At 50.4% G+C, this 2,067-nt stretch carries 1 rRNA gene; it reads right to left on the minus strand.

Annotation, left to right across the window (positions count from 1 at the left end):
• Window positions 1-1,849 (minus strand): 23S ribosomal RNA (locus ACFC1F_RS43210); the annotation flags it as partial.
• Between the last annotated feature and the right edge of the window lie 218 nt (window positions 1,850-2,067).

The raw sequence follows: 2,067 nt of genomic DNA on the forward strand, positions 1-2,067 counted from the left end.
CCCCCTATACTTCGCCTTACGGCTTCGCAGAGACCTGTGTTTTTGCTAAACAGTCGCTTGGGCCTATTCACTGCGGCTTTCCGTTAAGAAAGCACCCCTTCTCCCGAAGTTACGGGGTCATTTTGCCGAGTTCCTTAACCAGAGTTCTCTCGCACACCTTAGGATTCTCTCCTCGCCTACCTGTGTCGGTTTGCGGTACAGGCACCTTTTATCTCGCTAGAAGCTTTTCTTGGCAGCGGGGAATCAAAGACTTCGCTCCATAAGGAGCTTCCCCATCACAGCTCAGCCTTCACGATAAGCGGATTTGCCTACTTATCAGCCTAACTGCTTGGACGTGCACAACCAATCGCACGCTTCTTCTATCCTCCTGCGTCCCCCCATTGCTCAAATGGTGAGGAGGTGGTACAGGAATATCAACCTGTTGTCCATCGCCTACGCCTTTCGGCCTCGGCTTAGGTCCCGACTAACCCTGAGCGGACGAGCCTTCCTCAGGAAACCTTAGGCATTCGGTGGACGGGATTCTCACCCGTCTTTCGCTACTCATACCGGCATTCTCACTTCTAAGCGCTCCACCAGTCCTTCCGGTCTGACTTCACTGCCCTTAGAACGCTCCCCTACCACTGATACCATTGGTATCAATCCGCAGCTTCGGTGGTGTATTTAGCCCCGGTACATTTTCGGCGCAGAGTCACTCGACTAGTGAGCTATTACGCACTCTTTAAATGGTGGCTGCTTCTAAGCCAACATCCTAGTTGTCTAAGCAACTCCACATCCTTTTCCACTTAATACACACTTTGGGACCTTAGCTGGCGGTCTGGGCTGTTTCCCTTTTGACTACGGATCTTATCACTCGCAGTCTGACTCCTAAGGATAAGTCATTGGCATTCGGAGTTTGACTGAATTCGGTAATCCGATGAGGACCCCTAGTCCAATCAGTGCTCTACCTCCGAGACTCTTACCTTGAGGCTAGCCCTAAAGCTATTTCGGAGAGAACCAGCTATCTCCAGGTTCGATTGGCATTTCACCCCTACCCACACCTCATCCCCGCACTTTTCAACGTGCGTGGGTTCGGGCCTCCATTCAGTGTTACCTGAACTTCACCCTGGACATGGGTAGATCACCTGGTTTCGGGTCTACGACCACGTACTAAACGCCCTATTCAGACTCGCTTTCGCTGCGGCTCCGCCTCTTCAGCTTAACCTTGCACGGGATCGTAACTCGCCGGTTCATTCTACAAAAGGCACGCCATCACCCGTTAACGGGCTCTGACTACTTGTAGGCACACGGTTTCAGGATCTCTTTCACTCCCCTTCCGGGGTGCTTTTCACCTTTCCCTCACGGTACTGGTTCACTATCGGTCACTAGGGAGTATTTAGCCTTGGGAGATGGTCCTCCCGGATTCCGACGGAATTTCACGTGTTCCGCCGTACTCAGGATACATTCAAGAGAGAACGAAGTTTCGACTACGGGGTTGTTACCTTCTATGACGGGCCTTTCCAGACCGCTTCGTCTACCTCGTTCCTTTGTAACTCCGTATAGAATGTCCTACAACCCCAAGAGGCAAGCCTCTTGGTTTGGGCTAGATTCCGTTTCGCTCGCCGCTACTCAGGAAATCGCATTTGCTTTCTCTTCCTCCGGGTACTTAGATGTTTCAGTTCCCCGGGTCTGCCTTCTCATATCCTATGAATTCAGATATGGATACCACTCCATTACGAGTGGTGGGTTTCCCCATTCGGAAATCTCCGGATCAAAGCTTGCTTACAGCTCCCCGAAGCATATCGGTGTTCGTCCCGTCCTTCATCGGCTCCTAGTGCCAAGGCATCCACCGTGCGCCCTTTCTAACTTAACCGTTAAAAAGAATCACTATGTGATATCTTGTGTTACTAATTGAATGTGATGTCTACTGTTATCTAGTTTTCAAAGAACACGTTTCGAAGGAATGATCCTTCAAAACTAAACAAGACAGGGAACGTTCTGTTTATAAGACCCAAGGTCTTATATTCCGTATAATATCCTTAGAAAGGAGGTGATCCAGCCGCACCTTCCGATACGGCTACCTTGTTACGA

Origin of the sequence: Kitasatospora sp. NPDC056181, from assembly GCF_042266225.1 — a bacterium.
GTDB lineage: Bacteria > Actinomycetota > Actinomycetes > Streptomycetales > Streptomycetaceae > Kitasatospora.